Here is a 26315-nt window from a genome sequence, read left to right as displayed (position 1 = left end):
GGCAATTTTTTAACATCGATGCAATCGGCGTAAGGGTTGTTCCAGTTTGCAACGTGCCCGCCAACGCAGTTTTGCAATGTTAAGAGTTTGTTTACCTCTTGCGCTGCGGCAGACAGGCGTGCGTTTCCCCGTCCTGTTTGCCGCACTTTTCGGGCCATGTTCGGGTTCGGGTTCGGGTTTTTGGGGGTTTGATGACACTGGACGATCGCTTGCGCACGGTTCTGGGGGTCGCCGTCGATGGCGAACGTGCCGCGCTTGCGCAGTTTCGCCAGCTTGTCGACTTGCTGGGATCTGGCGGATCGGTGGCCGATGGCCAGCTGGTCGCATCGGCCTTTCTGCGGCTGTCGGTTCTTTCCCGGCGCCTGCCCGTCGCCGAACGCGTCGCGATCCTGCACGAACCGGGCCTGCGCCTGCGCACGGCATCGCTGGTCGCGCAACTGTGCGAAGGCGATCCGCTGGTCGCCGAAGCCGCCATCGATTCGGCCGTGCTGGATACCGACGGTTGGGACGCGGTGATCCCGATGCTGTCCAACGGCCTGCGCACCCACGCCGAAAACCGCCGACTGCATGCAAGGGCAGAGGTGGAGGAACCGGCAGCAGCCGATGCCCAGCCGGATATCGACACCGATCCGACGGCCGAACTGGCCACTGCGGAGGCCGCGCCCGTCGCCCCGACCGTTGAAGAGCCCATGCCGACAACGGCGCCCGCCCCTGCGGCAACGCCCGCTCCGGCAGACATCGCGACCGCCGCATGGCGCGCGCCGCGCCCTGCCGCCTCTTCGGGCACTGCCGATATCGCCAGCCTCGTTCAACGGATAGAGGATTACCGCGAACAGCGCGCCAGCCGCGCCGCCGCGATGGGGCTTGCCGGTCCGGTCCGCCCTGCCGAAACGCCGGCTGATATACATATCGCAATGATCGATTGCCGCATCGGCCCCGACGGCCGCATCGGCTGGGCAGGCACGCTACCCTCGCTGCTGACGGGGCTGACGCTGGCGGGCGCAGGGGATGCACCGGCGCGGATCGATATGCGCTCCGCCACTGCACTGCGGCGACAACAGGTTGTGCGGTCGGGACAGGTCACGCTTGAAGGCGCGCCCGCGATAACCGGCAACTGGCGGCTCGACGCCGTGCCGCGCTTCGATCAGGCAGGCCGGTTTCTGGACCATCACGCACGCCTGACTCGCCAGCCCGAAAAGCGCGAGGAAAGCGATCCGCGCGGTGACGAGGTGCGGCAGGCGCTTCACGAATTGCGCACGCCTCTTGGCGCGATTCAGGGTTTTGCGGAGATTATCCAGCAGCAATTATTCGGTGACGTGCCCAACCGCTATCGCGCGCAGGCCGCCGATATCGCTGCGGAAAGCGCCCGCCTGCTGGCAGGGCTAGAGGAAGTCGAGCGGCTGGTTCGCATGCGTAAAAGCGCCTTTGGCACCGGCGGCGAGGCGATGGCCGAAGGGGAAACCGCGCTGGCGGCCCTGCTGGGCCAGCTGGTCGATCAGTTCGCATCCATCGAACAGGGCAATGGCGCGCGATTCGTGCTGGATGCCCCCGGTGCCGATCTGCAGGTGCCGGTCGACACGGACGAGGCGGAAACGATGTTGTGGCGTTTGCTGGCCACCTTGTCGGCGGCCTCTGCTGCGGGTGAGCGGCTGGAGGTGGTGTTGAGCGGCGAGAGTTTGGCCGAACTGGCGATCACCCTGCCCCGCGCCCTGCGCGGTACCGCTCTGTTCGATGCCGATGTGGGGATCAGCGAACGCGGCGAACCGCTGCTGGGCATGCTGGGCGCGGGCTTTGCGCTTCGCCTCGTCGCGGCAGAGGTTCGCGCAGCGGGCGGCAGTTTCGGTCATGACGACGAATATGTCATACTGCGCCTGCCCATCGCGCGCGCCAACGCAGCTGACCAAGTCGCCGCCAGCCGGAAAGCCAGCGCGGCCTGAACCGGATATTTTGCGTCAGCCCGACCATTGGCTTGCCAAGCCAAAACTCTGCGGCTAACCGCCTTGGCGCGATGGGCCTGTAGCTCAGCGGTTAGAGCTGGCCGCTCATAACGGCTAGGTCGCGGGTTCGAATCCTGCCGGGCCCACCATCCGCCTTTGCAGGCATCAGCGTCGGGGAGTGGCGCAGTCCGGTAGCGCGCCTGCTTTGGGAGCAGGATGTCGCAGGTTCGAATCCTGTCTCCCCGACCATTTCCCTCTTCGCTGACAATTTCCCCTTCGCCGGTTTGCCTTTCTGAGCGGGAACGCCTTTGCTCTACCGGCATTGCACTTGCGAATGGTCTGCCGCATCACCCGATGGCTGTTGGCCACTGGCCGAGAAGAAGGAACGATTTCATGACAACCCGATTTGCCGCCACTACCATTCTAGCCAGCGTGGGCGCGCTGGCATTGGCCGCTTGCGGGCAGGAGCCTGCGCCCGCCGATACCGAAACCGAAATGCCGGTCGAGGAAGTGGCCACGCAAACCGCGACAGCCGTTCTGAAAGATGCCGAGGGAAATGAAGTCGGCACCGTGACGGCCACAGGGCACGACGATATGCTGATGATCTCGGTCAGCGCGAGCGGCCTGCCCGAGGGCGAGCATGGCGCGCATATCCACCAGACGGGCGATTGTTCGGCCAGCGATTTCACCAGCGCGGGCGGCCATTGGAATCCCACCGATGCCAATCACGGCAGCGAAAGCGAAGCGCCCAATCCGCATGCGGGCGATTTGCCCAATCTGACCATCGCCGCCGATGGCACCGGTTCGATGGAAGGCACTTCGACGGGAAGCTTTGCGGGTCTGATGGACGAGGACGGATCGGCCTTTATCATCCATGCCGATCCCGATGATTACAAGACGCAGCCCACCGGTAATGCGGGCGCGCGGCTTGCCTGCGGCGTGTTCACCGCAGGCTGATCCGCGCATCCACTGCGCAATAGAAGGGCCGGCCTTGCGTAAGGGCCGGCCCTTTTTGCATCATTCCGCGGTCAATTCACCCGGCGCGTTGGCCAGCAGGGCGACCGTTGCCGTCCATGCCGCCACGTTCTGGCGCAACTGCGCCGGATCGATCTTGTCCAGAGTATCGTCGGGCGTGTGGTGCAAATCGAAATAGCGGGTGCCGTCCTGCTGCAAATCGATAACCGTCGGTTCGACTGCCGCCACGATCGCGCCGGTATCCGCGCCGCCCGTCGCGGGCTGCGTACCGCGAACGACACCCATTGGGGCCAGCAAGGCGGCGAGCCGGTCGGCCAGCGGCTTGCCCAGACGGGTGCTATCGACACGCCACACCTTGTCAGCGCCGAAGTCGCTCTCCATCGCAAAGGCATGCGCTTCGTCCTTATGCGCCGCGCCATAGGCCTTGCCGCCGAATACGCCCACTTCCTCGGCCCCTGCGAACAACAGGCGGATCGTGCGGCGCGGCTTGCCCATGGCGGCCACGCGCTTGGCGGCGGCGGCAATGATGCCGCAGCCCGCGCCATCATCGAACGCGCCCGTCGCCAGATCCCAGCTGTCCAGATGGCATGCCAGCAGGGCAACGCCCGCCTTGGGGTCGCTGCCCGGAATCTCGGCAATCACATTGCCGCTGGTCGTCTCGCCCAGATTGCGCGGGGTCAGCACCAGTTTCAGCATCAGCGGCTTACCGGCCGCGCCCGCACGCTGCGCCATGCGTTCGAGATTTTCGGCGTCGGGCAGCGATAGCGCACCTGCCGGAATCGGCTGTTGCCCTTCGTCCCAGGTAGTGCCGCCTGCATGCGGATTGCGGTGGTGGTCGGTGCCGATGGACTTGATCACGATGGCCGAAGCCCCCTTGCGCGCTGCCAGTGCCGGACCGGTCCACCGCGCGGGACCGGCAAGCCCGTAACCCGAACCGTCCTGCGTCGGCTTCATCCCGTGCGAGATATAGGCGATCTTCCCGCCAAGGCTGCCATCGGGCACCGCCTCCAGCGCCGCGCGCGAAGCGAATACGGCCACCTCACCGGTCAGCCCCTCGGCACCGGTCGAAGCACTATTGCCCAGTGCGGTGACATGCATCGGCTGCGGATAAGGGGATACGATCTCAACCTCTTCCTCCCCGCGCACCCATGTCTGCATGGAAAAGGCCTCGTCCCGCACATTGGCGAAACCCTGCGCCTTCAGCCACGCCATTGCCCACTTGCGCCCGCGCGCCTCGTCCTCGGTCCCCGCCATGCGCGGACCGATTTCGGTGGTGATGCCTTCCACGAAATCCCATGCCACATCGTCATTGGCCAAAGCCTCGTCCCGTGCGGCGGCGATTTCCGCGTCGGGCGCGGATTGCGCCAGCGCGGGGCCAGCGGCAAGAGTGGATACACTGGCGGAAAGCGCGGCAAGCGCGAGGAGCTTTTTCTGCATGGGCAATTTGCTAATGCCCCCGCCCCCGCCTGTCGAGCCGCCAAAAGACGCATTTCCCCGTCAGCGGCGCAAGTTTACCCGTCAACGGTACTGGCGGCGCTAACCGCTTGCCCGAAGCGGCCGCATTCCCTATCTGCGCGGCAACTCTTCCGCACACCATTCGTCACGAAGGACGCCCGATGGCCGCCCAATACGCATATGTCATGAAGGACATGACAAAGACCTTCCCCGGCGCGCAAAAGCCGGTGCTCTCGAACATCAACCTGCAATTCTATCAGGGCGCCAAGATCGGCATCGTCGGCCCCAACGGTGCGGGTAAGTCGACGCTGATCAAGATCATGGCCGGCATCGACAAGGATTTTCAGGGGGAGGCCTGGGCCGGTGAGAATATCACGGTCGGTTATCTTGAGCAGGAGCCCGAGCTGGACCCGACCAAGACCGTTCTGGAAAACGTCAAGGACGGCGCGCGCGAAACCGCCGACATGGTCGAACGTTTCAACGCCATCGGCATGGAAATGGCCGAGGAAGACGCCGATTTCGACGCGCTGGGCGCCGAAATGGCCGAGCTTCAGGACAAGATCGACGCGGTCGATGGCTGGACCCTCGACAACCAGCTCGAGATTGCGATGGAGGCATTGCGCTGCCCTCCCGGCGACTGGCCGGTGACCGATCTGTCGGGCGGTGAAAAGCGCCGCGTGGCCCTCACTCGCCTGCTGATCCAGAAGCCGTCGATCCTGCTGCTCGACGAACCGACCAACCACCTCGACGCGGAATCGGTCGAATGGCTTGAAAACCACCTCAAGGAATATGCCGGTGCGGTGCTGATGATCACCCACGACCGCTACTTCCTCGACAATGTGGTGGGCTGGATCCTCGAACTCGACCGCGGGAAGTACTTCCCGTACGAGGGCAATTACTCGACCTATCTGGAGAAGAAGGCCAAGCGCCTTGCTCAGGAAGAGCGCGAGGAAAGCGGGCGATCCAAGGCTCTTAAAGAAGAGCTGGAGTGGATCCGCCAGACGCCTGCCGCCCGCCAGACCAAGTCGAAGGCGCGTATCCGCAAGTTCGAAGCCCTGCAGGACGCGCAGGCCGACCGCCGCCCCGGCAAGGCCCAGATCGTCATCCAGGTGCCCGAACGGCTTGGCGGCAAGGTGATCGAGGCGAAGAACATCTCGAAAGCCTATGGCGACAAGCTTCTGTTCGAAGGTTTGTCCTTCATCCTGCCGCCGGGCGGCATCGTCGGCGTGATCGGTCCGAACGGCGCGGGTAAATCCACGCTGTTCAAGATCCTGACCGGCAAGGAAACGCCCGACAGCGGCAGCGTGGAGATCGGCTCGACCGTGCATCTGGGCTTCGTCGACCAGAGCCGCGACCACCTGAACGACAAGAACAATGTCTGGGAGGAAATCTCGGACGGGCTCGACTATATGAAGGTCAACGGCCACGACATGTCGACCCGCGCCTATGTCGGCGCGTTCAATTTCAAGGGCGCAGACCAGCAGAAGAACGTCGGCAAGCTGTCGGGCGGTGAACGCAACCGCGTCCACATGGCCAAGATGCTGAAGGAGGGTGGCAACGTCCTCCTGCTCGACGAACCGACCAACGACCTTGACGTCGAAACTTTGGCTGCGCTGGAAGACGCGATCGAGAACTTTGCCGGTTGCGCCGTGGTCATCTCGCACGACCGCTTCTTCCTCGACCGTCTGGCGACGCACATTCTCGCCTTCGAAGGCAACAGCCATGTCGAATGGTTCGAAGGCAACTTCGAAGCCTATGAAGAAGACAAGCGCCGCCGTCTGGGCGATGCGGCGGACCGTCCGACGAAACTTCAGTACAAGAAGCTGACGCGCTGATCGCGCGAAAGCTGATCTGCCACGGAAAGGTCCAGGGCGTATTCTATCGCAACTGGACCGTTTCCACCGCGCGCGGGCTTGGCCTGACCGGCTGGGTCCGCAATCGCGGCGACGGAACGGTCGAGGCAGTGTTGGAAGGCGATGATGCGGCGGTCGAAGCCATGATCGCCGCCATGCACGAAGGCCCGCCCCGCGCGCGGGTCGACAGCATCGAATGTGAAGCGGTAGAGGCCATGGGCTTCACCAGCTTCGAACGCCGGTAATATTCAAAAGCTAGGCGGCAGGCTCACCGCGTTTTACCTTGCCCTCGGCTTTCGACAGGATGGAGCGGGGAAGGAAGTCGCGCGCCAGCTCGTGATAAAGGCGCTTGCGGCAGACCATCGAACCGGCCCAGTCGCCGATCAGTGCCGTGGCGAACAAGGGCAGGATCGCATGGCTGCTGCCGGTCGCCTCGCTCAGGATGATGACCGCGGTCAGTGGCGCGCGCACCACGCCGGTGAAATAGCCCGCCATACCCAGCAACACGATCAGCCCTGCCCGCTCGGTCGGGAACAGCGGGGCCATCAATTCCCCGAAACCGGCGCCGACTGCCAGCGACGGGGCGAATATGCCGCCCGCGATACCGCTGGCACTGGTCGCCAATGTCGCGGCGAATTTCGCCGGTCCGTACCATAACGGCCCGCCCTCGCCCTCCAGCATGGCGCGGGTCGGTTCATAGCCGGTGCCTGCGGTCAGCCCGCCGCTCGCCAGTCCCAGCAGCGCCACGATCAGCCCGCAGACCAGCGCGGTCAGCAAGGGGCGCGCCTTCAGCTTTGCCGCCAGCGTCGAACCCGGCCCCCGCAACGCCAGCATGGCCCGCGTGAACAGCCCGCCCAGCACGCCGCCGACGATCCCCGCCAGCGGTGCGGCGACCAGCACCGTTTCGATCGACAGCCCGCCACCCATCTGCCCGAAATAGACGTAATTGCCCGCCAGACCCTGCGCCGTCAGACCCGCGATCATCACCGCGCCCATCACCAGCACGGCGACCCGCTGTTCATAGGCGACGGCCAGCTCCTCGATCGCAAAGGCAATCCCCGCAAGCGGCGTGTTGAACGCCGCTGCCACGCCCGCCGCACCGCCCGCAATCAGCACGCCCGGTGTCATCGGCACCCGCAACAGGCGATGAACCGCCACCATGATCGCCGCGCCCAGCTGTACCGTCGGCCCTTCGCGTCCCACGGCCCCGCCGCCCGCCAATGCGCCCAAGGTCAGGAAAATCTTGCCCACCGCCGACCGCACCGACACCAGCGCGCGCGCCGCGCGACCGCGCGGTTGGCGACTGGCGGCGATCACTTGCGGAATGCCCGATCCGCGCGCTTCGGGCGCGAGGCGGGATTGCACCACCGTGATGCCGACGAAAATCGCAGGCGTCAGCACCAGCGGGATGAACGGGTTGATATCGCGCACCCGCATGAACAGGACATGCGCCGCATCGGCGGCATGGGCGAATAATATGGCGATCACGCCGACCAGCACCGCGCCGATCAACGTTGCCATCCGCCGGCCCCATTCGCGGCGGCTGATCAGCAGTTCGGTAAGATGGTCCGGCAAAAGGCGGCCGGAGGGCCGGTTGCGCAACATGCAAGCTCACCTATGGACCCCGCGCCGAGTCGTCCACCCCGCGTTCGCCCAAAACTGCCCGCAGCTTGCGTTGCAGCCATGCCGTTCAGAAAACTTACTAGATGAATGAATGGCTGCAGGCCGGTTCAGACTTGCGACAGACGGTTACATTTAGACATCGACCCATAGCAAAAGGCGCGAGGCAACCGGCACCGGCACCCCCCGCCCATTCGGTAACTTTCGGAGAATGCCATGATAAGGGTTGAGAGCTTGAAGAAGCTGACCGGTCTGGCGCTGGCGACCACCATGCTGGCCGGCGCGCCGGTCGCACAGGCCGCGGAAACGCGCATTGCACAACAAGCCGCCACGCAGGCTGGCAGCCCGCTGCTACCCGTCGCGGGCTATGCCGAGGCGCAGGACCGCAACAGCCGCAGCAATAGCGCGTGGCAACGCGCCAAACAGAACGCGCAAAGCAGGCAATCATCGAACCGCCAGTCGTCTAGCCGCCAGTCGTCTAACCGCCAGTCGTCGAGCAGGCAGCGCAGCGAGCCGCGCGGACAATCGAGCCAGGCGCGCTCTGCCAACACGCAAAAATCGTCGAACCGTCAGGCTTCGGCCCAGCGCGCGCAGGACCGCCCCGCCACCCGCTCCGGCAGTCAATCGATGTGGCAACCGCGTTCGACCGCAAATCGCCCCGACACGCGCCCCGCGCAGGGCAACAATGATCGCAACCGCAGCTATTCGGACCAGAACCGCAATCGCAGCTATGCCGATCGTGGATCGGACCGGGACCGCAAAGAATATCGCAATCGCGACGGCGACCGGGACCGAGACCGGAATTATGACCGGAACCGCGAACGCAGCGATCGCGACCGGTATGATCGCAACCGCAATGACCGGGACCGTAACGACCGCAACCGCTATGACAATGACCGTCGCGATAATGATCGCTGGCGCGGCAACGACCGGAACCGTCATGCCGATTATCGCAAGGATTATCGCCGGTGGGACCGCAATTGGCGTCACAACAACCGGTACAACTGGCATAACTATCGGTCGTACAACCGGAACATCTATCGCGTCGGCGCGTATTATGTTCCCTATCGCAACTGGAGCTATCGCCGGATCAGCATCGGTTTCACGCTAGGGTCGCTGTTCTACGGCTCGCGGTACTGGATTAACGATCCGTGGCGCTATCGCTTGCCGGAAGTATACGGCCCGTATCGCTGGGTCCGTTACTACGACGATGTCCTGCTGGTCGATATGTACAGCGGGCAGGTCGTGGACGTGATCTATGATTTCTTCTGGTAGGGCCAAGAGGGTCGCAGCCCTTATCCCGCAAGGGATGGCCTGACAGAAGCGGGGCCCCTGTCCGAACGGTGCTGTCTGGCGGCGGCGCTGACGGGCGGGGGCCCTTGCCGGTATGGCCGCATATTGATTGCAACCCGTTCGATGTGCTTTAGCAGGCAGCGATCCACCCCTCCCCCGACGGATGTCTGCATAGGCTGACCATGGCCAGAATCTCGAAAATCGACGAAACGAACCGCAAGCAATTGCAAGCGATGAACAGCGCCACGCTGGCACGCATCCGCGCGGATGACAGTGTGCAGGTGCTCTGCGACGAGGGGTTGCAGCTTTTCGGCATTCCCGACTTCTTCTCGCCCGAGGAATGCGAGCGGCTGATGCGCATGATCGACATGGTCGCACGCCCTTCCCCGGTTTTCGAGATCGACTACGGGCGGCAGGCGCGCACCAGCTTCTCGGGCGACCTTGACCACAATGACCCGTTCGTGCGCAGCCTCCACCGGCGCATGGACGATCTGCTGGGCGTGGACGAGCAATTCGGCGAAACCCTGCAGGGCCAGCGTTACGAGGTAGGTCAGGAATTCAAGCCGCATCACGACTGGTTCGATACCAGTCAGGACTACTGGAAGGGCGAAGTCGCCAGCGGCGGACAGCGTGCATGGACGCTGATGGTCTATCTGAACGAAGTCGAGGAAGGCGGAAACACCGATTTCCCCAAGGCCAATGTATCGATCCCGCCGCAACCCGGCACGCTGGTCATGTGGAGCAATGTGCTGGCCGATGGCAAACCGAACATGGATACGCTGCACGCCGGCACGCCGGTGATGAAGGGCGTCAAATATGTGGTGACCCGCTGGTATCGCGGGCGGAAATGGTTCTAATCCGGCACGCTGTCTTCCAGCGCGTGCATGTCATCGTCTGACAGGCCGAAGTGGTGGCCTATTTCATGGACCACCACATGGAAGATGAGCGCATCCAGCCTGCCACCGCTTTCGATCCATTCGGCAAGCAGCGGCAGGCGGAACAGCGTAACGATGGGCGGCATCGCGCCGCTGTCCCATATCGATTGCTCGTCCAGCGGGCGGCCGTGATACAGGCCGGTCAGTTCCCAGGGATTGTCGATCCCCAGCTCGGCCAGCACATCCTCATCCGCGAAATCGGCGATTTGAACGACCACCCCTTCGACATGCGGTTTGAACGCGTCGGGCAGCCGTGCCATCGCGGCCAGCGCCAGCGCCTCCAGATCGGCGGCGCCGGGCGGTTCGCCGCCGATGCGCCCGTCCGTCACGCCCGCTCCAGCGCCTCGGCAATCAGGCGGCGGCTGTTTGCGACGCCGTAAAGCGCGATAAAGCTGCCCATGCGCGGCCCCTGTGACGATCCCAGCAGCGTTTCGTACAGCGCCTTGAACCAGTCGCGCAGATTGCCGAAACCGAACTCTTCGCGCTTGCCGATCTCGTAAACTGCGGTCTGCAAATCTTCCGCCGGTGTATCCTCCGCGAACGCGGCCAACGCTTCGTCCAGCGCTTTCAACGCCTCCGCCTCGTTCGCTTGCGGGGCGCGGCGTTGCAGCGTGGGGGCAACGAATGCGTTGTTATAGGCCAGCGCCGAGGTCACCAGCGCGTCCAGCGCCGGATGGGCCGCAGGATCGGCATTCGCGACATAATTGCCAAGATAGGCCCAGACCTGTTCGCGCGTGGCATCGGCACCCAGCACGCCCACCAGATTGAGCAGCAACCCATAGGTCACCGGCAGGCTGTCGCCCGCGCCCGGCGGCAATCCGTTCTGCCCCGCATGACCGCCATTCGCGCCCAGCAAATGCCATGCCGGATTGCCCAGCTGCTGTTCCACCGGCTGTTCGGGCAGCTTTTCGCGAAACTGCCAATATTCGTCCACCGCCCGCGGGATCACGCCCACATGCAATTGCTTGGCGCTCTTGGGATTGGCGTAGAGATAATGGCCAAGGCTCTCTTCGGTACCGTATTGCAGCCATTCCTCGATCGTCAGCCCGTTGCCCTTGGACTTCGAAATCTTCTCGCCATTCGCGTCGAGGAACAGCTCGTAGATCATGCCCTCGGGCTTACGCCCGCCAAGGATCTTCGCGATCTTGCCCGACTGGGTGACGCTGTCGGTCAGATCCTTGCCGCACATTTCGTAATCCACGCCCAGCGCGACCCAGCGCATCGCCCAGTCGACCTTCCACTGCAGCTTGGACTGTCCGCCCAGGATCGACTGTTCCACCACGCTGCCGTCGCTGTCGGTAAAGCGGATCATGCCCGCGTCGGCATCGACCACTTCGACCGGCACCTGCAGCACCACGCCGGTCGCCGGGCTGACGGGCAGCACCGGAGAATAGGTTGCGCGGCGTTCTTCGCGCAGGGTGGGCAGCATCACGCCCATGATCGCATCGAAATTCCGCAGCACGTTCTTCAACGCATCGTCGAACTCGCCCGAGTTATACCGGTCGCTGGCCGCGACGAATTCGTAGTCGAACCCGAAACGGTCCAGAAATTCGCGCAGCATCGCATTGTTGCGCCCGCCGAAACTGTCGTTGCTGCCGAAGGGGTCAGGAATGCGCGACAGCGGCATGCCCAGATGTTCGGTCAGCATCTCCTTGTTCGGCACGTTGTCGGGCACCTTGCGCAGCCCGTCCATGTCGTCCGAAAACGCCACCAGCCTTGTCGGATGGCCGCCCGTCAGCACTTCATAGGCGCGGCGCACGAACGTGGTCCGCAGGACTTCCTGAAACGTGCCGATATGCGGCAGGCCGCTGGGGCCGTATCCGGTTTCGAACAGCACCGGCACCAGATTGCCATCGGCATCGCGCTTTCCATCGGGAAAACGTTTGGCCAGCCTCTGCGCCTCTTGAAAGGGCCAGGCCTTGGAGTTCGCGGCTGCTTCGCGCAGCTGATCGGCAATCATCGTGTCCATGGCGCGGCACTTGCGGGAAACCGGCCCGAATCGCAAGAGCCAGCACGCGCATCCCGCCCTGTTTTCGCCGCAATCATGTCCGGATCGTTTCTGCTTCGTGAACCCCAGATAAACCGGCGATAAACCGTAGATGAACGCCTTCCGACCGGCGATTGTGCTGCACGATCTGCCGCTTCGCCGCTGGGCGGGGCGGGGTTTCGCACCCATATTGCCATTCGACCCGATGACGGCAGCGCATGCCGGCATCGCGATCAAGAAAGGCCGGATGGTCCGCACTCAGTCCCCCTCCCCCCTTGTGCGACGCCATCCGGCCAAATTCTCCTGAACCTCCCTGAAAACCCCAACGCTTCCGAAAACCATGTTGAGCGTCAGATGCTTTCGCCTAGAGTGGCGTCCATCTTGGCGGGAAATCAGCGAAAGGGTTTCGAACTATGCGCGCTTTGCTTGTGATGATGGCCGGCACCCTGCTGCCTGCCGCGCTTTCGGGCTGCATGGCCTATGACGATGGCGCGGCAGAGCCTGCGATCCCGCCTGCGCCGACCTGCCCTGCCGAAACGAAGGAATGGAGCGCGTTCATCAACGCGATGCCGGGCCCCGGCGCGCAACCGACGCTGATCGTTACCGGCAGCGCGCTGGTTCCGGCGGGCACCACCGCCACGCTGACCGCGGGGCCGACCGATCGGGCCATGCCGCCTTCGCAGCGGATCGTGCTTGCGCTGGCATCCTCGCCCGATGCGGCGGGCGGCTGGCAGCAGCTTCGGGCCGAGATCAAGCCCGCGCTGCCGCAATATCGCTCTGTCATCGTGGGTTGCGACGGCAATGCGGTGGCGACCATCACCGATATCCAGATCGCGCAGTAAGCGCGCATGGGCGACATCAAAAAATCGGAGTATTACGACGCGCTCGACCTGCTGGAGCTGGAGCTGGTCGCCATGGCGCGCTGGGCCAAGGCCAGGGGCGAGCGGATCGTGGTGGTGTTCGAAGGGCGCGACACGGCGGGCAAGGGCGGCGCGATCAAATCGATCGCCGGATGCCTGAACCCGCGCCAGTGCCGGATCGCGGCCCTGCCCAAGCCTTCGGAAGACGAACAGGGCCAGTGGTATTTCCAGCGCTATGTAAAGCATCTGCCCACGGCGGGCGAGATCGTGCTGTTCGACCGCAGCTGGTATAATCGCGCAGGGGTCGAACGGGTGATGGGCTGGGCCAGCGAGGACGATGTGGCCAAGTTCTTCCGCGAGGCGCCGGTGTTCGAAAAGCTGCTGGTGGACGACGGGATCAGGCTGTTCAAATACTGGCTAAGCTGCGATCAGGCGCATCAGGAAGAGCGGTTCATGGAACGGCTGAACGATCCGCTGAAACGGTGGAAGCTGTCGCCCACCGATGTCGCGGCGCGGCCCAGATATGCGGATTATACGGCAGCCAGAGAAGCGATCTTCGCCGAGACGCACAGCGGCTGGGCACCGTGGACGATGGTCGATTTCAACGACCAGAAACGCGGGCGGCTGACCTTGATCCGCAACCTGCTGGACCGCCTGCCCGACACCGAGGTGCCGCCCGAACCGATCGAATGGAGCGAACTGGGCCACGAACCGCTGGGCGAGGATTTCGACCGGCTGAAACCGATCCCGCCGTTTCCGATGAAGGATTGAGGCGCGGGATTTGGCCGCGTTTCGGGTGACAAAGGTGACAGTTGTCACCCTGTCCGTAACCCCGCATTTCCCGCAGAATTATGCGGGTTTGAGGCGCCTGGGCGGCAGGTGACACTATGCGGCAAAACACATGAGGTCATGAGGGACGGACAGTGGGAAAGAGCGGTGTCCGTTATGGCAGGGTGTGGGGGTGTAGGAAAATAATCGCTGACTAAAACATACTTGGCTGTGATGGATCAATAATCCGATATCCGCGAAGATCGGGTTCGCGAGTATCTGCTCCTCTTTCCGCCGCAAGTGCGACGCCATTAACGTATACATCTAGCAGTCTGTTGATTGTATCCACGTCAAAACGATGTCGGTCACAACCATGCACTGCTTGAAACATACGGGCCTGCTTGCGTCCGCTTAGCTTTGGCCCAGGTCCTGCATAAAGATATTCAAAATCAGCTGCCGCATAGTTACCTTCTGACAAAACTTCCAATGCAACAGAACACGCAAAATCAATTTCAATATCGCGAGGCCGGTGAGACATTCGGAAGCCGGGAACCACCATAAAAGCTTGATCGCCTTCGACACGAATCAAAGGCGCTTTAATTTTTGCAAAGACGGTTCTTGCAGAGTAGCGACCAACAGCTACGGCAGTTAGGCCTGTCCGATAACACCGAGATTGGTGCTCAAGTATATAAGGCATCACAGCCTTAATCGCACTAGCGTTTTGCGTGCGTCCTTTCGGATTGCCATTCACCAAGCAGTGATTAATGGCGCTTTCAGTAGTGTGGCCGCCACGAAAGGCATCATAGACCGCCTCAATCGACGTATCGTAGTTAAAGCCCCCGCCCTTAGAGCCTTGATAATTCGCCATAATCCAATCCGCCACCGATTCCGGTGTCGCAGCGAAAGGCCTTTGACCCAAACTGCGGGCAACATCGAAAATATCCAGACTACGAACAGTTGCCATGTGACCCTCGGTTAATGCGAAACGAATCTATTTGGCAGTTGGACAAAATAGGAACGAATTGCCTCATCGTCGATACGAAGCGCCAAGTTTCCCACGGGTTTGTCACTATTCCAGACGTTGTCCCAAGGCGATCCAGGCTCGTGAGTAATATCCGAGAGGGTCCACCCATCGTAATCTCGGTAAGAATTAAATATTGTTATTATAAACTCTCGATCCAATTCATCAGAAACTACGGGAGCCTCGAATACCTCACCAGTGAAAATGTCGAATACCTCTGCCTTTACGTCGATACTCCGCTTCTCAAACTGCCTAAATTGATCACGCAATATCCTTAATACAGGACCATAACTCCAAGCTTCAAAGCTTTGTTTTACTAGCTTTCGCCCCTTTACAGCCAGATACCAACCGTGGGCGAAGTAGACAATTTTATACAATTGCATCTGCGTTAACGAAACATTGCTCTCGAACGCATGTTCGAGAATTGTGTTCGCTATCGACCGCGCATCGTAGGGCGGCACTGTGGGCTCTATCTCTGGCGACATAATTGACCAATTAACCCGCCGACGGAGAGTGTTCTTCTTACGTTCTAGTTTATCGACAATATATTCGCAACCCTCACTCCGCCGCTTCGCTATCCCCGAACAGCCCCGGACCGTCGCTCTCGATGGCGTCGTTGGCGCCGTCGCCCTTCGATGCCTTGCGGCGGTTGTCGAAATTGGCCCAGACGGTGTTCCAGTCGCCCTTGGTCGCGCCCTTGGAATATTCGGTCGCGCGGGTTTCGAAGAAATTGGCGTGCTCCACCCCGTTCAGCAGCGGCGACAGCCACGGCAGCGGGTGCTCTTCCTGCATATAGATCGCGGGCAGGCCAAGCTGGCCCAGACGCCAGTCCGCGATATAGCGGATGTATTTCTTGATTTCCTTGGCGCTCATCCCCGGAACCGGACCCTGTTCGAACGCAAGGTCGATGAACGCATCTTCCAGCCGCACGGTTTTCTGGCAGATGTCGATGATGTCTTCCTTGACCGATTTGGTCAGGCAGCCACGTTCCGCGCAGAACGCATGGAACAGGCGCATGATGCCTTCGCAATGCAGCGTTTCGTCGCGCACCGACCATGCGACGATCTGGCCCATGCCCTTCATCTTGTTGAAGCGCGGGAAGTTCATCAGCATCGCAAAGCTGCCGAACAGCTGCAGCCCTTCGGTAAAGCCGCCGAACATGGCGAGGGTGCGGGCGATATCCTCGTCACTGTCGACGCCGAACATCTGCAGATAGTCGTGCTTGTCCTTCAGCTCGGAATATTCGAGGAACATGCCATATTCGCTTTCGGGCATGCCGATCGTGTCGAGCAGGTGCGAATAGGCCGCGATATGCACCGTCTCCATATTGGAGAAGGCGGTCAGCATCATCTTCACCTCGGTCGGTTTGAAGACGCGTCCGTATTTCTCGTGATAGCAGTCCTGCACCTCTACGTCGGCCTGCGTGAAGAAGCGGAAGATCTGCGTCAGCAGATTGCGTTCATGGTCCGACAGCTTTTGCGCCCAGTCGCGGCAATCCTCGCCCAGAGGAACTTCCTCGGGCAGCCAGTGAAGCTGCTGCTGGCGCTTCCAGAAATCATAGGCCCACGGATATTCGAACGGCTTGTAGGTCTTGCGGGCTTCGAGCAGCGGCATGGGCTTTGCGTTCCTTGATTCGTGTGGCCTGTATGGGCGGGGGCGGACGATACCGGTGCCTATATCTGGCGTGCGTTTCGCCCGTGCCCCCGCGCGAACCACAATATCTAGCATCAATTGCCCGCCCGCGCGCCCCGCCCGCGGATAGAAAAAACGCTTATCCCCAACTGGACGAAAGCGTGCCGGAAACAGGCGGGATTGTGGCCGTTTCGCGGCGGTTTTGTTGCGGTTTGCGATGCGACGAACCGTTAGTCGCGCTGGCTTGGCATCTGGTCGCAAACCCGTGCGAATATGGCGGGAATCGGGCGGGATTCAAGGAACGGGGCGCGTGCGACCACGTTCTCATTGCAAGCCGCCGCGACGTGTTTCCCCTTCGCGTCGGGCGGCAACCGATAAAGCAGGATGGAGAGAGAGACCATGGCGCAGCGCGGCTCTGATCGGGCGGCGGGGAAGGAGCCGGCACCAGCCCCTTCGGCGACGGCCCCGTCGGTCACGGCCAAATGCTGGCACGGCGGAAGCTATCTGGGTGCGCCGCCGGTGAATGCGCGGGCCGATCTGGCGCAAGGCGGATGGGGCGCGAAGTCGAAGGAGGATGCGGTGCTGCGCTGCCGGTTCTCGGTCTGAAGTCTGTCTGAAGAGTGCCAATATCGACCCGGACGTTCGGTCCGCCGAGGTCGACGGGAAACAGGACCGACGATCATGCAGATAGTGCATGGCCCTTCTGGCGGTTCGGGGCCATGTCTTCCCCTCCCCCACCATAGCGTGCGGGGAGGGGTTTTCTTATGCGCCGGGCGCGTTTCGGAACGCCTACTTCCAGAACCAGCGCGGTTTCAGCTTTCGCTTGCCGCGGTTCAGCCACATCTGCACATAGAGCCAGAGGCCCGAAATGCTGAAGAAGATCAGCGCAAGGCCCGACAGGACCGAGATGGTCGTGCCGATCGGGCCAAAGGTTTCGCCCGAGTGCAAATGGTGGAACGTGCCCACCATCGAACGAATGCCGGTATTCGACGCGCGCGGCGGCATGCAGCGCCAGCCTTCGGGGCAAACGAAGCCTTCCGGCGGCTGTGCGGCGGCGGCGGCCTCGGCCGAGGGTTCGCCGGCGGGCCAGAGCACCGCGACCTGGCTGAGAAAACCGGTCGCCGCGATCCAGAGCATGAAGACCCCGAAGAAAACCGAAATCCAGCGATGCCATTTCCGCATGGGCAGCCCATCCTTTTTGCCGAGTGAAACCTGCGTGGCGCTCTGCATGTCAGGGCGCGGCATCGCAAGCGCCAAACTGTCGCAAAGCGTAACCGGCGGGGTCCCCGACCCGTGCATCAGGGGCGACGGGCCGAGGAACGGCGGCGGGGGTCCGCCCGTTACTATTACGAACGTTAAATCAACGGGTTGAACAAGACCCGGAAAGGATATTCATGTTTGAGAAGCTGCGCATCAAGGAGCATATGGAAGTCGCCAATTCGGCCGGTCAGCACGTCGGCACCGTGGATGAGGTCGAGAATGACCGCATCAAGCTGACGAAATCGGACTCGAACGACAACATGCACCATTTCATCGCGCTCGACGATGTCGAGAGGATCGACGACAACCGCATCTATCTGAAAGACACCGCGCGCATCCCCGCCGGAGTCTGACGGACCGGATCCAATAGCAAACCGGCCCCGCCGCCATCGCGCGACGGGGCCGGTTGCGTTTGGGTCACCGGATCAGGGCCTTAAATCAGGGCCCTAAATCAGGGCTTGGCCAGCATCTTTTCGGCGCTGACCTTCACGAAGTCGCCAATCTGGCCCGACATCATCTTCAGGAAGGCGGGCACGGTCACATCGGCGTCCAGCCGGTCATCCTCGATCAAAATGGTCACGGGCACTTTCTGGCCCATCGCATTGATCACAAGATCAAGCTGGTTGTCCGACACGAATTCCGACGTCAGCGACCCGCCGCCCGGAATATGCTGCTCCAGCTTGGGAAGGCCCGCTTCCAGCCGCCGCCGTGCTTCCTCGCGGCCAAGATCGTGGGGAACCTGTACTTGCATTGTTTCTATCCTTCCTCACCCGTATCGGCCCGTTTGCGGCGGGGCGACAGCAACAGGGTCGATGTCGCGCTGGCATAGACGCGGTCGTTCGCATCGAACAGCTTCGCCTCTGTATGGGCGACGCGGCTGCCGATGCTGACCACCGTGCCGATGGCGCGGATCGGGCCGGTCTTTTCATGCATCGCGGCGTGATAGGAAATCTTCAGTTCCAGCGTGATGCAATCGGTGGGCACTTTCGTGGCCGAATTGGCCGCCAGACCGCACGCGGAATCAAGGATCGTCGCCGCAAAACCGCCATGGACCGTACCGATCGGGTTATACAGCCTGCGCGAGGGGATCGCGGTAAAGACCACGCGCCCCTCGGCCACCTCGGCCAGATCGATGTCGAGCAGGTCCATCATCGGCGGCCTGATGCCGCGTTCGATCATGGCCCCGATCTCGTCCAGTCCGGTCATCGGCCCAGTCCGGTCATCGGTTTCGCCTTTACCGCCTGTTCCGCCCGATCAGAACTCATCTTCGGTGAACGCCATCATCGATGCCTTGCCTGCGCGGATCGACAGGAAATGCGCGGTCGCCTGCGGCAGGATGCGTTCAAAGAAGAAGGTCGCGGTCTTGATCTTCGTTTCGTAGAACGCCTTGTCTTCCGAACCGAAGAACACTTGCAGACCCGCGATCTTGGTCGCCTTGGCAAAGCAATAGCCCATCGCCACCAGACCCATCAGCCGCAGATATTCGGTCGCCGCCGCACCGGCTTCTTCCGGATCGGCCAGACCCTTTTGCGCGATGGTCGCGGTCGACAATTGCAGCGCGCCGAACGCTTTTTCCAGCGCGTCGATCATCGGCTTCATCGGGCCTTCGCCCTTCGATTCCTCGATGAAATTCGACACGGGATGGAAGAAGCTGCGCAGATTGCGCCCGAAATGCGCGCCCATCTTGCGCCCGACAAGGTCCAGCGCCTGAATGCCGTTGGTGCCTTCATAAATCTGGGTGATGCGCGCATCGCGGACATATTGCTCCACCCCGCTTTCGCGGATGTAGCCGTGGCCGCCATAGACCTGCACCGCCAGATTGGCGCTTTCGCTGGCCAGATCGGTGAACAGCGCCTTGACCACCGGGGTCATCAGCGCGGTGAATTCCTCCGCCCGCTGGCGCACTTCGGGATCGGGCGAATGTTTCTGCGCGTCCAGCGCGCGCGACACCCATGCCGACAGCGCGCGGCACCCTTCGTTATAGGCGCGCATCGTCATCAGCATGCGGCGCACATCGGGGTGGACGATGATCGGATCGGCGGGCTTGTCGGGATATTTGGTGCCCGACAGGCTGCGCCCCTGCACGCGGTCCTTCGCATACCATACCGCCGACTGATAGGCCGCCTCACCCACGCCCAGCCCCTGAATGCCCACCGACACGCGTTCGGTGTTCATCATGGTGAACATGGCGGCCAGACCCTCGTTCGGCTCGCCCACCAGCCAGCCGGTGGATGCGTCGAAATTCATCTGGCAGGTGGCCGATGCCTTCAGGCCCATCTTGTGTTCGATCGCCGCGCATTGCACGCCATTGGCAGGGCCGACCGAGCCGTCTTCCTTTGGCATGAACTTGGGGACGAGGAACAGGCTGATCCCCTTTACCCCCGCGGGCGCATCGGGAAGCCGCGCCAATACCAGATGCACGATATTGTCGGTCAGATCATGCTCGCCTGCCGAGATGAAAATCTTGGAGCCGGTGATCTTGTAGCTGCCGTCACCCTGCGGTTCGGCCTTGGTGCGCAGCATGCCCAGATCGGTGCCGCAATGCGGTTCGGTCAGGCACATGGTTCCCGACCATTCGCCGCTGACCATGCGGGGCAGCCATTCCTGCTGCATGTCCTTGCTGCCATGCCCCTCGATCGCGGTGGTCGCGCCATGGGTCAGGCCGGGATAGAGGCTGAACGACAGGTTCGCCGAACAGATCATTTCCTCGACCAGCTTGTTCACCGCCTCGGGCAGGCCCTGCCCGCCCCATTCGGGATCGCTGGCAAGCGCCGCCCAGCCGCCTTCGACGAACTGGTCATAGGCTTCCTTGAAACCGGCAGGGGTGCGAACCCTGTTGATTCCATCCGGGCCGTTTTCGTGGGTGCAGCCTTCCTCGTCACCCGAACGGTTCAGCGGCAGCAGCACTTCCTGACAAAGCTTTGCCGCCTCTTCCAGAATGGCGTCGGTCAGGTCGCTGTCGAATTCCGCATGGGCAGGCAGATCGCCGAAACCGTCGTCATTATGCAGCTCGTTCAGCACAAAGCGCATGTCGCGCAGCGGAGCATTATAGACTTGCATCTTCTTATCCTCTCGTGACGCGCGATCAGTTGCGAAGCGGCTTGCCGGTTTCGAGCATATGCTCGACCCGGGCCTGCGTGCGGGGATCGCGGACCAGCGCCATGAATTTCTCGCGCTCCAGCGCCAGAATATCGGCTTCGGTGACGATATCGGTCAGATCAGCGTCGCCGCCCGTCAGCACCTCTGCCAGCGCCTCGGCCACCACGGCATCATAGGGCGTGGCCATGCCGCGCTTGCGGAACCCCTCGACCGCCAGCATCAGCGCCGCCTTGCCGCTGGGGCCGGGCAGCTGGAATTCGGGCGGTTCGGGCGGGGTATAGCCATCGGCCAGTTCCAGCGCCTTTGCCTTGGCGTCGGCCAGCAGGCGGTCGCGGTTCATCGTCACCCCGTCGCTGTCGCGCAGGAAGCCATAGCCCTTGGCCTCTGCCGCCGATTTGGCGACCGTGGCGGTCGATACGATTTCGAACACCTTGGACACGGCGGGCATCGGGCCCTTGGGCTGGCGCGGGTTCTTGCGCCAGCGGTCGATCATCTCGCCGCAGCCGCCCCATCCCGGCACGATGCCGACACCGCATTCGACCAGCCCGATATAGCTTTCGGCATGGGCCTGCACAGCATCGGAATGGAGCAGGATTTCGCACCCGCCGCCCAGCGCCAGACCGGCCGGCGCGCTGACGACGGGGAACGGGGCGTATTTCAATGCCTTATACGCATCCTGCCCGCCCGCGACCAGTTTCTCGATCTCGCTCCACGCCGCGATATTCACCGCGAACATGGCAAGGCCCAGATTGGCGCCGGCAGAGAAATTATCGCCTTCGTTATAAACGACCAGCGCCTTGTAATCGCTGGCCACCAGCGGGATCGCCTTGCCGATCAGCTTCATGACCTCGCCGTCGAGCGCGTTCATCTTGCCGGTGAATTCGAACACCGCCACGCCGTCGCCCGCGTCCCACAGCGCGGCTGAGGCGTTTTTCATCAGCGGCTTGGCGTTCAGCTTGATGTCTTCCAGCAGCAGCACGCCATCGGCGCGCACGACATCGTGATAGTCCCCGTCAAGGCCCAGATACTGGCGCGTCCCGTCCTCCACGCGATAGAACGGACGCTCGCCCGCAGTCGTAAGGATAGCGGGAACATCGCGGCCTTCGTCGGCCAGACGTTTGGCCAGCATGCCCGGACCCAGCCGGTCGATCAGTTCGAACGGGCCGTATTTCCAGTTATAGCCCAGCTTCATCGCATCATCGATGGCGACGACATCATCGGCGATCTCGCCCACCAGCGACGCGGAATAGGCCAGCACCTTGCCCAGCACTTCCCAGGCATAATCGCCCACCTTGCCGGGGGCGGCGACCAGCGCGGCCAGATCGCGTTCGGCCTTGCCGGGCAGGCGCGCGGGCTTCACGGGTTCGCGATATTCGCCGCTGTCCAGATCGACGGCGTATTTGGTGCGGGTTTTCTTGTCGAAGCGGTAAAAGCCCGAGCCCGATTTGCGGCCCGTGCGCCCTTCGGCGATCATCCGGTCGATCAGCGGCTGGTCGCGCACCGTATCGAAATAGGGATCGCCTTCGGGCAGGTTCGCCGTCAGGCTTTGCGACAGCAGCGGCATCAGGTCGATACCGACAAGGTCGATCAGCCCGAAAATACCGGTCTTGGGAATGCCCATGGGGCGCCCGCCGATCTGGTCGGCCTCTTCCACCGTCAGCCCCTGATCCATCGCGGCATTGACCGCGACCGACAGCCAGTATGTGCCGATGCGATTGGCAATGAAGCCGGGGGTGTCCTTGGTCGGCACCACGCGCTTGCCCAGCTTGCGGTCGACGAAATCCTCTACCCTGTCGGCCACGGCGGGATCGGTGTGCGGGCCGCGCACGATCTCGATCAGGCGCATATAGCGCGGCGGGTTGAAGAAATGGGTGATCAGGAAGTCACTGCGAAACTGTTCGGTCCGCCCGTCGACCAGCTGTTCCAGCGGAATGGTCGATGTGTTCGACGACACTGCCGCGCCGGGCTTTTTCAGCTGCTCCAGCCGGGCATAGAGGCCCTGCTTGATGTCCAGCCGCTCGACAATGGCCTCGACGATCCAGTCGCATTCGGCCACGCGGTCCAGATGGTCGTCGATATTGCCGGTTTCGACCAGCTTTGCCGCTGCCTTCGACATGAAAGGCGCGGGATCGGTTTTCAGCATTTTCGCCACCGCGCCCTTGGCCACGGCATCGCGATCTTCACCGTCCTTGGGCACGATATCGAGCAGCAGCACCGGCACGCCCGCATTGGCGACTTGCGCGGCGATGCCGGCACCCATGGTGCCCGCACCGATCACGCAGACTTTTTCGATCTGCCCAGCTTCGATCTGCCCAGCTTCGATCTGCCCAGCCATTATACGGCCTCCAGAACCGTGGCGATGCCCTGACCGCCGCCGATGCACTGGGTGGCGAGTGCGTATTTGCCGCCCTCGCGCTTCAGCAGCGATGCCGCCTTGCCCACGATGCGCGCGCCGGTTGCGCCCAGCGGGTGGCCGATGGCGATGGCGCCGCCGTCCAGATTGATCTTCGACTGGTCGAGGCCAAGGTAGCGGATGCAGGCCAGCGACTGGCTGGCGAACGCCTCGTTCAGTTCGATCACGTCAAGCTGGTCGGCGGTGATGCCCGCCCGCTCCAGCGCCTTGCGGCTCGATTCGATGGGGCCAAGGCCCATGGTTTCGGGGTTGCAGCCCGACACGGCGACCGACTTGATCCGCGCAAGGATCGGCAGGCCATGTTCCTTCGCATAATCCTCGCTGGTGACAAGCACCGCGCTGGCCCCGTCGGTCAGCGGAGAGGACGTGCCCGCCGTAACCGAACCCTCTGCATCGAAAGCAGGCTTCAGACCGCCCAGTGCGTCCGCCGTCGTGCCGGGGCGCGGGGTGCCGTCGGTGTCGACGGTGCCGTTCTTCGTTTCGATGGGCACGATTTCATCATCGAAATGGCCGGCAGCGACTGCCGCCGCGGCCTTGTCCTGGCTGGCCACGGCAAAGGCGTCCTGCTCCTCGCGGGTCAGCTGGTATTTCTGCGCGACATTTTCGGCCGTCTCGCCCATCGACATATAGGCCGCGCTTTTCCTGGCCAGCGCCGGATTGGGCATGGGATTGAACCCCGTCATCGGCACACGGCTCATGCTTTCGATGCCCGCGCAGATAAAAGCCTCGCCCGCGCCCAGCTGGATCTGGCCCGCCGCGATGTGAATGCTGCTCATCGACGAACCGCAGAAACGGTTCACCGTCATCCCGCCGACCGAGATCGGCAGATCGGCCAACAGGCCGACCAGACGCGCGATATTGAAGCCCTGCTCGCCTTCCGGAAAGGCGCAGCCCATCACGATATCCTCGACATCTTCGGGTTTTACGCCGGTCTTTTCGATCAGGCCGCGGATGGTCTGGGCAGCCAGATCGTCGGGCCGGACACGCGCAAGCGCGCCCTTGCCTGCCAGATGGAAGGGGGAACGGGCATAGCCCGCGATGACGACGTTACGCATGGATCGAAACCTCTCCGGATGTTTCGTGACTCGATGTCTGAGTCGGTGAATAACCTAATGGTGGCTAAATTGACCTATACGTCAAGTGGCCAGTGGATTTTTGTTTTCAAGACCGGCTGACCCAAGGCGAAGCCACTATGACCGGAACCACCCTGCCCTGCCAACCGTTCCGGACTTGTCACCGGTTCAACTGCCCAATTCTGCAACGATTGGTCGCATATGTGACTATTCTAACGTTTTGACACCTTGACTAACCTATACGTCACCCTGATGTATGGGTTCAACCGATTCGCCATCACGATGGCCCGAATATCGGACCCCCATGTGACGCCGGACCAACCGGCGCGCTTGTCGAGAGGATTTGCATGTCGATCATTTTCTCCCTGCTCGCAGCAGGGGCAGCCACGATGGCAACCGCCGCACCCGACGATGTCGTGGGCCGCTGGAAGACCGAAAGCCGTGGCGGCATCGTCGAAATCGCGAAATGCGGCAGCTCGATCTGCGGAAAGCTGGTCAGTTCCGACGGGCTGAAGGCCGATCCCGCGCTGAAAGACGTCAACAACAAGGACGAAAGCCTGCGCAGCCGTCCGCTGAAGAACCTTGTCCTGCTGAAGGGGTTCACCCGCAAGAAGGACGAATGGTCGGGCGGCACAATCTATAATGCCGAGGATGGCGGCACCTATAAGGCCACCATCACCATGCAGGATGCCGACCATCTGAAGCTGAAGGGCTGCATCGTCTGGCCGCTTTGCAAAACCCAGACGTGGACCCGCATTGGGACCCGCATCAACTGATCCGCGTCCGGCAACCGAACAATCAAAATTACCATCCGGGAGACATCCGAGTGAACACTCGCCTGAAATATCTGATCACTGCCTCGACCCTCGCGGCGGGCCTTGCCGTGCCGCAGGTCGCCAGCGCAGGCGGTTTCTATCTGCAGGAACAATCGGTGCGCGGTGCGGGCCGCGCCTTTTCGGGCGAAACCGCCGACACGGGCGCCGCGTCGCTGTGGTGGAACCCTGCCGCCATCGGCGGGATCGACCAGATCGAGGGCCATTTCGCCGTCAGCGTCATCCTGCCCAGCGCGGATATCGAGAATAACAATACGCTGATCGTCCGCCCCCAGCAGCAGCCCGCCCCCGTCGGCGGCGACCAGCTGTCGAGCGATCCGATCGAAACCGGCGTGCTGCCCGCGGGCGCGGTCGCCATGCCGATCAACGACCGCCTCTCGGTCGGCCTTGCCGTTTCCTCGCCCTACAGCTTCACGACCGATTACGATGCGACCAGCTGGGTGCGCTATACCGCGTTGAAGAGCCATCTGCGCACTTACGACATCCAGCCCTCGGTCGCCTATATGGTCACCCCCGAGCTTAGCGTCGGTGCGGCGCTGAACATCGAATATTCGGATGCGGAACTGACCAATGCGCTGCCCAACCTGTCGGCGGCGCTGCCCGATGGCGAACAGGAGCTGAAGGGCGACGGCTGGGACCTCGGCTGGTCGGCGGGCGTGCAATATCGCTCCGGCCCGCTGATGCTGGGCGCGGCGTACAAGTCCAGCGTCAAGCACAAGCTGTCCGGCACGCTGACCCAGTCCGGCCTGCTCGGCCCGCTGGAAGCAAGCAACGGGGTGATCGACACCGACGCCACCTTCCGCACGCCGTGGCAGGCCAGCGTCGGCGCGCGCTATGCCGTTTCGGACCAGCTGACCCTGAACGCACAGGTCGTTCGCATCGGCTGGGGCGAATTCGACGCGATCCGCCTTGGCGAACCCGTCAATGCCGCCATCCCCGAAGATTACCGCAATACGTGGAGCTTTGCGGGCGGCGTCGATTATGCCGTGTCCCCCGCATGGACCGTGCGCGCGGGCGTCCAGCATGACCAGACCCCCACGCAAAGCGGCGACCGCGACGCGCGCGTGCCCGATGGCAACCGCTGGAACTTTGCCGTCGGCACCAGCTATGACGTGACCCCGGGCTTCACCGTGGACGCGGCGTTCAACTATCTTGCCATCGACGATGCAACGATCGACCGGACGACGGCCGCCTATGCCGGAACGCCGGTACAGACGCCGATCATCGTCGACGGCACGGCCAGTAATGCCAACGCACTGATCTTCTCGCTTGGCGGCCGGTTCGCATTCTGATCGGGGAGC

25 protein-coding genes and 2 tRNA genes are annotated in these 26315 nt (G+C 62.6%); 14 read left to right on the top strand and 13 right to left on the bottom strand.

The features are described from left to right. The first annotated feature begins 191 nt into the window (after positions 1-191). From LOZ74_RS04055 to LOZ74_RS04040, 4 genes are all read left to right on the top strand, one after another. Entirely contained in the window at positions 192-1937 is a 1746-nt protein-coding gene (locus tag LOZ74_RS04055; protein ID WP_230293009.1) for a histidine kinase dimerization/phospho-acceptor domain-containing protein, read from the top strand. Positions 1938-2010: 73 nt separating this feature from the next. Beyond that, positions 2011-2086 (top strand) — tRNA-Ile (locus LOZ74_RS04050). Between the two features lie 23 nt (positions 2087-2109). Continuing rightward, positions 2110-2186: transfer RNA gene (locus tag LOZ74_RS04045), tRNA-Pro, on the top strand. Between the two features lie 144 nt (positions 2187-2330). Beyond that, entirely contained in the window at positions 2331-2894 is a 564-nt protein-coding gene (locus LOZ74_RS04040) for a superoxide dismutase family protein (protein WP_230293008.1), read from the top strand. 60 nt (positions 2895-2954) lie between these two features. On the opposite strand, the gene LOZ74_RS04035 is transcribed toward LOZ74_RS04040, so the two are convergent. Next, positions 2955-4349, bottom strand: coding sequence for a M20/M25/M40 family metallo-hydrolase (locus LOZ74_RS04035; protein WP_230293007.1), 1395 nt, complete (start codon positions 4347-4349; stop codon positions 2955-2957). Positions 4350-4528: 179 nt separating this feature from the next. Between LOZ74_RS04035 and ettA the strand changes: the two genes are divergently transcribed. Both ettA and LOZ74_RS04025 read left to right on the top strand, forming a co-directional pair. Further along, positions 4529-6202 carry an energy-dependent translational throttle protein EttA gene (gene ettA / locus LOZ74_RS04030; RefSeq protein ID WP_230293006.1) on the top strand — a complete coding sequence of 558 codons (1674 nt, stop codon included), beginning with the start codon at positions 4529-4531 and terminating at the stop codon, positions 6200-6202. After that, positions 6199-6465, top strand: a complete 267-nt coding sequence (locus LOZ74_RS04025; protein WP_230293809.1) for an acylphosphatase — start codon at positions 6199-6201, stop codon at positions 6463-6465. Before ettA ends, LOZ74_RS04025 begins: the two co-directional genes overlap by 4 nt. Positions 6466-6475: 10 nt before the next feature. On the opposite strand, the gene LOZ74_RS04020 is transcribed toward LOZ74_RS04025, so the two are convergent. Continuing rightward, positions 6476-7741 carry a chloride channel protein gene (locus LOZ74_RS04020; protein WP_230293005.1) on the bottom strand — a complete coding sequence of 422 codons (1266 nt, stop codon included), beginning with the start codon at positions 7739-7741 and terminating at the stop codon, positions 6476-6478. 333 nt (positions 7742-8074) lie between these two features. Here LOZ74_RS04020 and LOZ74_RS04015 point away from each other — a divergent pair, with 333 nt between their 5' ends. Next, positions 8075-9115, top strand: a complete 1041-nt coding sequence (locus LOZ74_RS04015) for an RcnB family protein (RefSeq protein ID WP_230293004.1) — start codon at positions 8075-8077, stop codon at positions 9113-9115. 200 nt (positions 9116-9315) lie between these two features. Further along, a complete protein-coding gene (locus LOZ74_RS04010; protein WP_230293003.1) occupies positions 9316-9990 on the top strand; it encodes a 2OG-Fe(II) oxygenase in 675 nt (224 codons plus the stop codon). Here the strand turns inward: LOZ74_RS04010 and LOZ74_RS04005 are convergent. Both LOZ74_RS04005 and LOZ74_RS04000 read right to left on the bottom strand, forming a co-directional pair. Then, positions 9987-10397 (bottom strand): metallopeptidase family protein, encoded by a 411-nt coding sequence (locus LOZ74_RS04005; protein ID WP_230293002.1) that lies wholly within the window; start codon positions 10395-10397, stop codon positions 9987-9989. The genes LOZ74_RS04010 and LOZ74_RS04005 overlap by 4 nt on opposite strands. Beyond that, positions 10394-12037 carry a lysine--tRNA ligase gene (locus LOZ74_RS04000; protein ID WP_370638873.1) on the bottom strand — a complete coding sequence of 548 codons (1644 nt, stop codon included), beginning with the start codon at positions 12035-12037 and terminating at the stop codon, positions 10394-10396. Before LOZ74_RS04000 ends, LOZ74_RS04005 begins: the two co-directional genes overlap by 4 nt. A 431-nt stretch (positions 12038-12468) precedes the next feature. On the opposite strand from LOZ74_RS04000, the gene LOZ74_RS03995 reads away from it, so the two are divergent. Further along, complete coding sequence (locus LOZ74_RS03995; protein ID WP_230293001.1) at positions 12469-12897, top strand: hypothetical protein; 429 nt, start codon at positions 12469-12471, stop codon at positions 12895-12897. A 6-nt stretch (positions 12898-12903) separates the two neighbouring features. Next, complete coding sequence (gene ppk2 / locus LOZ74_RS03990; RefSeq protein WP_230293000.1) at positions 12904-13686, top strand: polyphosphate kinase 2; 783 nt, start codon at positions 12904-12906, stop codon at positions 13684-13686. A 211-nt stretch (positions 13687-13897) separates the two neighbouring features. On the opposite strand, the gene LOZ74_RS03985 is transcribed toward ppk2, so the two are convergent. The 3 genes from LOZ74_RS03985 to LOZ74_RS03980 all read right to left on the bottom strand — a co-directional run bounded on the left by LOZ74_RS03985 (position 13898) and on the right by LOZ74_RS03980 (position 16318). After that, positions 13898-14647: a hypothetical protein gene (locus LOZ74_RS03985; RefSeq protein ID WP_230292999.1), complete on the bottom strand. Its 750-nt coding sequence runs from the start codon at positions 14645-14647 to the stop codon at positions 13898-13900. Between the two features lie 11 nt (positions 14648-14658). Beyond that, positions 14659-15087 (bottom strand): Panacea domain-containing protein, encoded by a 429-nt coding sequence (locus LOZ74_RS18280; protein ID WP_370638872.1) that lies wholly within the window; start codon positions 15085-15087, stop codon positions 14659-14661. A gap of 175 nt (positions 15088-15262) precedes the next feature. After that, complete coding sequence (locus tag LOZ74_RS03980) at positions 15263-16318, bottom strand: ribonucleotide-diphosphate reductase subunit beta (protein WP_230292998.1); 1056 nt, start codon at positions 16316-16318, stop codon at positions 15263-15265. Between the two features lie 402 nt (positions 16319-16720). On the opposite strand from LOZ74_RS03980, the gene LOZ74_RS03975 reads away from it, so the two are divergent. Continuing rightward, complete coding sequence (locus LOZ74_RS03975; protein WP_230292997.1) at positions 16721-16942, top strand: hypothetical protein; 222 nt, start codon at positions 16721-16723, stop codon at positions 16940-16942. Positions 16943-17125: 183 nt separating this feature from the next. On the opposite strand, the gene LOZ74_RS03970 is transcribed toward LOZ74_RS03975, so the two are convergent. Beyond that, on the bottom strand, positions 17126-17518 hold the full coding sequence (locus tag LOZ74_RS03970) for a PepSY domain-containing protein (RefSeq protein WP_230292996.1): 393 nt from the start codon (positions 17516-17518) through the stop codon (positions 17126-17128). 212 nt (positions 17519-17730) lie between these two features. Here LOZ74_RS03970 and LOZ74_RS03965 point away from each other — a divergent pair, with 212 nt between their 5' ends. Next, positions 17731-17949, top strand: coding sequence for a DUF2171 domain-containing protein (locus LOZ74_RS03965; RefSeq protein ID WP_230292995.1), 219 nt, complete (start codon positions 17731-17733; stop codon positions 17947-17949). A gap of 98 nt (positions 17950-18047) precedes the next feature. Here LOZ74_RS03965 and LOZ74_RS03960 read toward each other — a convergent pair whose 3' ends face one another. Genes LOZ74_RS03960 through LOZ74_RS03940 form a run of 5 tightly spaced genes read right to left on the bottom strand, consistent with a single transcriptional unit; the run spans position 18048 to position 24163 of the window. Beyond that, positions 18048-18347 carry a polyhydroxyalkanoic acid system family protein gene (locus LOZ74_RS03960; protein WP_230292994.1) on the bottom strand — a complete coding sequence of 100 codons (300 nt, stop codon included), beginning with the start codon at positions 18345-18347 and terminating at the stop codon, positions 18048-18050. Between the two features lie 5 nt (positions 18348-18352). Beyond that, positions 18353-18802 carry a PaaI family thioesterase gene (locus LOZ74_RS03955; protein ID WP_230292993.1) on the bottom strand — a complete coding sequence of 150 codons (450 nt, stop codon included), beginning with the start codon at positions 18800-18802 and terminating at the stop codon, positions 18353-18355. A gap of 48 nt (positions 18803-18850) precedes the next feature. After that, the gene (locus LOZ74_RS03950; RefSeq protein ID WP_230292992.1) at positions 18851-20656 is read right to left on the bottom strand and encodes an acyl-CoA dehydrogenase C-terminal domain-containing protein; all 1806 of its coding nucleotides are present in this window, start codon (positions 20654-20656) and stop codon (positions 18851-18853) included. A gap of 25 nt (positions 20657-20681) precedes the next feature. Further along, a complete protein-coding gene (locus LOZ74_RS03945) occupies positions 20682-23030 on the bottom strand; it encodes a 3-hydroxyacyl-CoA dehydrogenase/enoyl-CoA hydratase family protein (RefSeq protein ID WP_230292991.1) in 2349 nt (782 codons plus the stop codon). Beyond that, complete coding sequence (locus LOZ74_RS03940; RefSeq protein WP_230292990.1) at positions 23030-24163, bottom strand: thiolase family protein; 1134 nt, start codon at positions 24161-24163, stop codon at positions 23030-23032. Before LOZ74_RS03940 ends, LOZ74_RS03945 begins: the two co-directional genes overlap by 1 nt. A gap of 407 nt (positions 24164-24570) precedes the next feature. Between LOZ74_RS03940 and LOZ74_RS03935 the strand changes: the two genes are divergently transcribed. Both LOZ74_RS03935 and LOZ74_RS03930 read left to right on the top strand, forming a co-directional pair. Further along, positions 24571-24957, top strand: coding sequence for a DUF2147 domain-containing protein (locus LOZ74_RS03935; protein ID WP_370638871.1), 387 nt, complete (start codon positions 24571-24573; stop codon positions 24955-24957). Between the two features lie 50 nt (positions 24958-25007). Beyond that, a complete protein-coding gene (locus LOZ74_RS03930; protein WP_230292988.1) occupies positions 25008-26306 on the top strand; it encodes an OmpP1/FadL family transporter in 1299 nt (432 codons plus the stop codon). Positions 26307-26315: the final 9 nt, after the last annotated feature.

It is taken from the genome of Croceicoccus sp. Ery5 (assembly GCF_020985325.1).
In the GTDB taxonomy this organism is placed as follows: Bacteria; Pseudomonadota; Alphaproteobacteria; order Sphingomonadales; family Sphingomonadaceae; genus Croceicoccus.
This window is presented reverse-complemented; position numbering and strand designations above follow the sequence as displayed.

Excerpts from the sequence above, each read along its gene's own strand:
- LOZ74_RS04055 (WP_230293009.1), top strand. The coding sequence starts at position 192 with ATGACACTGGACGATCGCTTGCGCACGGTTCTGGGGGTCGCCGTCGAT.
- LOZ74_RS04040 (WP_230293008.1), top strand. The coding sequence starts at position 2,331 with ATGACAACCCGATTTGCCGCCACTACCATTCTAGCCAGCGTGGGCGCG.
- LOZ74_RS04035 (WP_230293007.1), bottom strand. The coding sequence starts at position 4,349 with ATGCAGAAAAAGCTCCTCGCGCTTGCCGCGCTTTCCGCCAGTGTATCC.
- ettA (WP_230293006.1), top strand. The coding sequence starts at position 4,529 with ATGGCCGCCCAATACGCATATGTCATGAAGGACATGACAAAGACCTTC.
- LOZ74_RS04020 (WP_230293005.1), bottom strand. The coding sequence starts at position 7,741 with ATGGCAACGTTGATCGGCGCGGTGCTGGTCGGCGTGATCGCCATATTA.
- LOZ74_RS04010 (WP_230293003.1), top strand. The coding sequence starts at position 9,316 with ATGGCCAGAATCTCGAAAATCGACGAAACGAACCGCAAGCAATTGCAA.
- LOZ74_RS04000 (WP_370638873.1), bottom strand. The coding sequence starts at position 12,037 with ATGGACACGATGATTGCCGATCAGCTGCGCGAAGCAGCCGCGAACTCC.
- LOZ74_RS03995 (WP_230293001.1), top strand. The coding sequence starts at position 12,469 with ATGCGCGCTTTGCTTGTGATGATGGCCGGCACCCTGCTGCCTGCCGCG.
- ppk2 (WP_230293000.1), top strand. The coding sequence starts at position 12,904 with ATGGGCGACATCAAAAAATCGGAGTATTACGACGCGCTCGACCTGCTG.
- LOZ74_RS03985 (WP_230292999.1), bottom strand. The coding sequence starts at position 14,647 with ATGGCAACTGTTCGTAGTCTGGATATTTTCGATGTTGCCCGCAGTTTG.
- LOZ74_RS18280 (WP_370638872.1), bottom strand. The coding sequence starts at position 15,087 with ATGCAATTGTATAAAATTGTCTACTTCGCCCACGGTTGGTATCTGGCT.
- LOZ74_RS03980 (WP_230292998.1), bottom strand. The coding sequence starts at position 16,318 with ATGCCGCTGCTCGAAGCCCGCAAGACCTACAAGCCGTTCGAATATCCG.
- LOZ74_RS03975 (WP_230292997.1), top strand. The coding sequence starts at position 16,721 with ATGGAGAGAGAGACCATGGCGCAGCGCGGCTCTGATCGGGCGGCGGGG.
- LOZ74_RS03970 (WP_230292996.1), bottom strand. The coding sequence starts at position 17,518 with ATGCGGAAATGGCATCGCTGGATTTCGGTTTTCTTCGGGGTCTTCATG.
- LOZ74_RS03965 (WP_230292995.1), top strand. The coding sequence starts at position 17,731 with ATGTTTGAGAAGCTGCGCATCAAGGAGCATATGGAAGTCGCCAATTCG.
- LOZ74_RS03960 (WP_230292994.1), bottom strand. The coding sequence starts at position 18,347 with ATGCAAGTACAGGTTCCCCACGATCTTGGCCGCGAGGAAGCACGGCGG.
- LOZ74_RS03955 (WP_230292993.1), bottom strand. The coding sequence starts at position 18,802 with ATGACCGGACTGGACGAGATCGGGGCCATGATCGAACGCGGCATCAGG.
- LOZ74_RS03950 (WP_230292992.1), bottom strand. The coding sequence starts at position 20,656 with ATGCAAGTCTATAATGCTCCGCTGCGCGACATGCGCTTTGTGCTGAAC.
- LOZ74_RS03945 (WP_230292991.1), bottom strand. The coding sequence starts at position 23,030 with ATGGCTGGGCAGATCGAAGCTGGGCAGATCGAAGCTGGGCAGATCGAA.
- LOZ74_RS03940 (WP_230292990.1), bottom strand. The coding sequence starts at position 24,163 with ATGCGTAACGTCGTCATCGCGGGCTATGCCCGTTCCCCCTTCCATCTG.
- LOZ74_RS03935 (WP_370638871.1), top strand. The coding sequence starts at position 24,571 with ATGGCAACCGCCGCACCCGACGATGTCGTGGGCCGCTGGAAGACCGAA.